We start from the raw sequence: 4,510 nt of genomic DNA, 5'->3' as shown, positions 1-4,510 counted from the left end.
CGGCGCGAATAGCCAAGCGTCCCGACAAACACATGGATCCGCACCCGCTCGCCGCCGATCCAAACACGGGTATCGCCGAAGTCGAATGCGGATGACACCGACGGCATCTCGTACGTTCCTACGGAGCTGCCAGAGGATTGCGTCTACGCAACGTGGATCTTGATACATGCTCAAGTCGGCGATCACGGCAGCGTCGCGGGAGTGCTCGCGGACGGCTGCCCACGCGGCATCGCCGTCCTCGTCGCGGATGACGCGCGTGAAGGTTCCGGCCTCCCAGGCCGCGTTCCCTGAGCGCCAAGGCGCACAGCCGCTTCATGTTCTGGAACTTCTTGAGACGGTCCTCGGCCTTGTTCTTGGGCCGGATATGGCCGCCAGCGTATTTGCCGTCGATCTCGACCTCGCCCTCGAGCACCATGTCTTCCCTGCGCCACGCGATCGCCTCGCGCAGTTTCATCATCATCACCCAGGCGGTCTTGAACTGCACGCCGATCTCGCGCGAGGGCTGCAGCGCGGCCTTGCCCTTGACGGAATTCACCGAGAGCCAGATGGCCATGCCCCCCTTTTTGAAGCTTCCGGGCATGGTGCCCGACGTGACGGTGAATACGGCCTTGCAGGCCTTGTCGGAGCATTTGAAGCGGCCGCGGCTCATCGAGTGGCAGCGAAGCGTGCCGCACTTCGGGGAGAACGGTTCGCCGTCAGTTTGTAGCCAGCGCATGCGTTTGAACCAGCCATAGGCCGTGGCCTCGCAAACCTTTGCCAGGTCCATGACGGTGAGCGTTCTGCACGCGGGCGACAGCAGGAAGTGCTGCCCCTTGGGTTGTTTTTCGGACACGGCCAAAGCTCAGTCCCTCCTTGGTTTGGACGGCGACTGAGCCGCGTATTTCCAAACCTCCGGACGGGAACGGGACGTGCGAAACCGCTGCGGCATGCTGCGCGGCGGTCGTGGCGATGGCGAATGGGATGGTCATGTTCGGCTCCAGGTTGCAGGCATACAGCGGTCGCAGGCGGACACGAGGCCGTCGAAGGCCTGAGCACCAAAATGAAAAGCCACGCCACCGTGGGGCGGCGGGCGAAAGTGCCAGATCATCGCACCCTGACCTACCTCCAATGCATGTGCCGGTACCCCCCAATCTCCAAGTTGATCGAACGCCCCTGTTCCTTTTAGGCTGCCTCACTGGCGCTCGTAGCTCGAAAAGGCAGAGCGGAGGCTCAAATGGCCGGCGATAAGCGCAGGCAGGATGCTATTCACGACCATCAGGTCGAATATTTCGCCTGGGAGAACGGTTTGACTCCGGACCTGGCCTGGGAGTTGATCCTAAAACACGGCAATAGCCGCAAGGCCGTGATTAAAGCTGCGCAGGGTTTGAAAGATGATGTCAGACGGCACCGCGGACCAGCCCCCTACTCCCCGGTAAAGCCCGCGCCTCTGGCGGAGAGCGCGGGGGCCGATCAGGGTTGTTGACCCGAACTTCGGCAAGGTATGGGGCACCACAAAAAAGGAATGGCCGGTGCGGGGGGTGATGGTGCCACCTCATTCGAAAGCGGTAGCTTGCAACTGGATGGGGTCATAAAAAGCCCGCCGCCAACGGCGGGCCAAATGCGCACGGGTGCGTATTACAGCGACACCGGCATTTCCTGCTACTTGAGGTCGTCCCCCCACATGACAGTTTCGCCGTCTTCGGACGGTTCCGGCGCGTCTTCTGCGTCGAACTCGCCATCATAGAAGGTCCAGTCGGTGCTGCTGTTGGCCAGCGCTACATTCTGATCCATTCCGATCTTCCAGCCGGGTGACGGTTCGTCATCAAGCGTCTGGTGGCCTTTGACGCGCGGCACGTTGTCGGGCGAGCCAAGCCAGGGCTCTAGATCGCAGTCGGCCTCCATGAGGTCGAGCGCCGTGATGAAAGTGTCGGTGCCGACCATCAAACGGATGGAAGGTAGCGACGGCCAAGCAGTGGGGATGGCCAAACGTCGAGGCCGTATGCCGTGCGCTCGCGGCGGCCGGCGTCGAGTTCATCCCCGAGAATGGCGGCGGCGCCGGGGTGAGGCTGCGGAAAAGATAAGTCGCGCGTTACATTTTCTGCTGTGCGTTGCAGATCGTAACAATAGGAGTACGATCGACCCAGATGCTGGCGGTTGATCGGAGGAGGGTTGATATGATTGCAAGTGTCGACCAAGAAAACCTCAGCAGAGATCAGCAAATAGCATTATCGAATGCTCGACTTGGCCATTATATGGCGGTAATTGGTATAGCATTCGCGGTCTCGGTCGTGAACTTATTTTTGATATTCAGCTTCGCACACACAGCGCCAACTTCAGAAAAACTGGCGCTAGCCTTGTCTGTTTTTAACATATCCTGTTTCGGCGCCCTCGCAGGAAGGTCAACTCTCCAGGAGATCAAAGCACTCAACCAAGACTATACGGAGGCGAAACTGGGAACGCACCACGCGAGGTATGTCGCTGAGGTCCCGACAGATTTGTTCGCCGCGCTGACGGTAGGTCTCATCGTCTTGATGGGGTTGGTACAACTCTGGATGCTGTTTACTGTTTGAGGCGGGCGTCCAACTGTCGCTTTTCATTTTCGGATGGATGACCATCGTCATAGGGGCCGGGGCGTTCCTACTTCTCGCACTTGGCATCTGGATTCTGGTCGACGCCTTCCTGATCCCCGGCATGGTCCAAGCGCATAAGAGCGAGGTCCGGAAGCAGCTCGGCATGGGTATCGCCACCGGCGCGCAGCTGCCTATGATCGACACGAGCAAGTGGTCCGCCCTGAACAACGGTTAAGCCATTGACACGGCATGGTCGCGGAGACGGGGGGAAGTATCCGGTTTCGCGGCTGAAGCAGCAAGCGCCAGCAGGATGAGCGCACGCCAAAGCGCCAGCGTGGCGAGGATGAGGCGCAGATTGTGGCCTGCGGCCACGAGCAGCGCATTGATGGCGTCGCCAACATGGCCGAGAAGGAAGTTCCGGTCCAGCCTCCCATCGGTTTTCATATGGCCGATGGTGGCCTCGATGGCCGATCGTCGCTTCAGTTCCCGCTTCATGGTGGCCGTCAGGCCGCGCCGATGGCCGGCGATCATTACCGAGCCCGAGCCTTTGTAGTCGTGGCCGCGATAGCCCTTGTCGACATAGATGCGGTCCGGGTCGACGCCGCCGATCTCCACCGCCTGATCGACGGTCGCGGCGAGCGTATGGCCGTCATACGGATTACCCTCGAAGGATTTGGCGGCCAGCACGAGGCCTTCCCGGTTCGTCGTTGCGATCCCGACCTTGCAGCCAAACCCGACTAATACCAAGTCTCGCTGATCTTCACCCGTGTGCCCAGCGGCGTAGACCGATGGACATGATGCGCCACGGTTGGTCGATGAGACGGTTCCACGCGAAGCAGCAATGGTCGAGGATGTCGTCATAGGATTTGAAGATACGGTTGGAGAGCCAGTTGTCGCGCATGAATTGCCAGATGTTTTCGACCGGATTGAGCTCAGGGCATTTCGACGGCAGCGGCAACAAAGTGATGTTCTCGGGCACCACGAGGGCGGCGGAGAGATGCCACCCGGCCTGATCGATCAGCAGTACAGCATGAGCGCCCGGCGCCACGGCGCCAGAGATTTCCGCCAGATGGAGCGTCATTCCTTCGGTGTTGCAGCGAGGCAGCACGAGCCCCGCGCCTTTGCCTTCGGCCGGACAGATCGCGCCGTAGATGTAGGCCGACGTGGTGCGCTGATCCTTTGGGGCTGATGGTCGCGTTCCGCGCCTTGCCCAACGGCGGGTAATCCCGTTTTTCTGACCGACCCGGGCCTCGTCCTGCCACCACAACTCTATGGGTGTGCCACGGGGAAGTGTCGCCCGGATCGCCGAATGGCGTCAGCATCCTGCGCATGATGGCGGGGCCGCGCCGACAGTTTGCGGTAGCCCATGGCGCGCAGTTCCCGGCTCAGCGTCTGCTTGCTGATGGAGATGGTGAACTCGTCCCGGACCCACTGCGCCAAGTCGATCAGACGCCAGCGCACAACGCCGTGCGATGCCGGGATCGGGCCACTCTCGACAATGTTCGCCAAGGTCCGGCGCTGCGCATCATCCAGCAGGGGCACGCCACCAGGAGGCACCCCGTCGATCAGGCCGTTAGGGCCAGAGGCGTTGAAGCGCAGCACCCAGTCGCGAACCGTCTGAAGACCTACGCCGCCAACCCGCGCCGCCTCGCAGCGCGTGCTGCCCTCGTAAATCATCGCCAACGTCAGCAACCGGCGAACCTGGTTCGCATTATCGCTCGACCGGGCCAGTGCCCGCATCGCCGACGCCGTATAACCATCTCGAAGCTTCACTGCCGCTGCCATCGCCACCCTCCTTGGGTTCGCGATCAATGAATCAGACACCAGCCATTTTGGAAAGCCCCTCATGAGTCAGGGCTCAAGAGACTTGGTATTATTAAACACCGCCTTTAAGAATATGTCGTTAAGTCAGCATGTTAGGCGCGCGCCGGCGCGTGTTACCACTAGTGCGCCGGGAGACT

The 4,510-nt window shown here is 60.9% G+C and carries 6 protein-coding genes and 1 pseudogene; 3 read left to right on the top strand and 4 right to left on the bottom strand.

What is annotated here, in order from left to right; all coding sequences use genetic code 11:
* Window positions 1–118: 118 nt before the first annotated feature.
* Entirely contained in the window at window positions 119–838 is a 720-nt protein-coding gene (locus tag NKJ06_RS34565; protein ID WP_502905678.1) for a hypothetical protein, read from the bottom strand.
* A gap of 375 nt (window positions 839–1,213) precedes the next feature.
* Between NKJ06_RS34565 and NKJ06_RS34560 the strand changes: the two genes are divergently transcribed.
* A complete protein-coding gene (locus NKJ06_RS34560; protein WP_352812394.1) occupies window positions 1,214–1,462 on the top strand; it encodes a hypothetical protein in 249 nt (82 codons plus the stop codon).
* 176 nt (window positions 1,463–1,638) lie between these two features.
* Here the strand turns inward: NKJ06_RS34560 and NKJ06_RS34555 are convergent, their stop codons facing one another.
* Window positions 1,639–1,920: a hypothetical protein gene (locus tag NKJ06_RS34555; RefSeq protein WP_352812392.1), complete on the bottom strand. Its 282-nt coding sequence runs from the start codon at window positions 1,918–1,920 to the stop codon at window positions 1,639–1,641.
* 233 nt (window positions 1,921–2,153) lie between these two features.
* On the opposite strand from NKJ06_RS34555, the gene NKJ06_RS34550 reads away from it, so the two are divergent.
* Window positions 2,154–2,549, top strand: a complete 396-nt coding sequence (locus tag NKJ06_RS34550) for a hypothetical protein (RefSeq protein WP_352812390.1) — start codon at window positions 2,154–2,156, stop codon at window positions 2,547–2,549.
* 37 nt (window positions 2,550–2,586) lie between these two features.
* A complete protein-coding gene (locus NKJ06_RS34545; RefSeq protein WP_352812389.1) occupies window positions 2,587–2,784 on the top strand; it encodes a hypothetical protein in 198 nt (65 codons plus the stop codon).
* On the opposite strand, the pseudogene NKJ06_RS34540 reads toward NKJ06_RS34545, so the two are convergent.
* Together NKJ06_RS34540 and NKJ06_RS34535 are read right to left on the bottom strand one after the other, a co-directional pair.
* Window positions 2,781–3,281 (bottom strand): annotated as a pseudogene (locus NKJ06_RS34540) (transposase); the annotation flags it as partial. The gene NKJ06_RS34545 and the pseudogene NKJ06_RS34540 sit on opposite strands and share 4 nt — an antisense overlap.
* Window positions 3,282–3,309: 28 nt before the next feature.
* A protein-coding gene (locus NKJ06_RS34535) for an IS630 family transposase (RefSeq protein ID WP_502905677.1) occupies window positions 3,310–4,334 on the bottom strand; the annotation gives its coding sequence in 2 pieces (ribosomal slippage) (window positions 3,310–3,860 and window positions 3,860–4,334; 1,026 coding nt in all).
* Between the last annotated feature and the right edge of the window lie 176 nt (window positions 4,335–4,510).

Origin of the sequence: Mesorhizobium sp. M0293 (assembly GCF_040321735.1) — a bacterium.
Lineage (GTDB): Bacteria > Pseudomonadota > Alphaproteobacteria > Rhizobiales > Rhizobiaceae > Mesorhizobium.
Note: the sequence above shows the minus strand (reverse complement) of the source record. Positions and strands in the feature narration are given on the sequence as shown.

What these genes read in the sequence shown, in the direction of transcription:
- NKJ06_RS34560 (WP_352812394.1), top strand. Translation starts at nt 1,214, where the DNA reads ATGGCCGGCGATAAGCGCAGGCAGGATGCTATTCACGACCATCAGGTC.
- NKJ06_RS34555 (WP_352812392.1), bottom strand. Translation starts at nt 1,920, where the DNA reads ATGGTCGGCACCGACACTTTCATCACGGCGCTCGACCTCATGGAGGCC.
- NKJ06_RS34545 (WP_352812389.1), top strand. Translation starts at nt 2,587, where the DNA reads ATGACCATCGTCATAGGGGCCGGGGCGTTCCTACTTCTCGCACTTGGC.
- NKJ06_RS34550 (WP_352812390.1), top strand. Translation starts at nt 2,154, where the DNA reads ATGATTGCAAGTGTCGACCAAGAAAACCTCAGCAGAGATCAGCAAATA.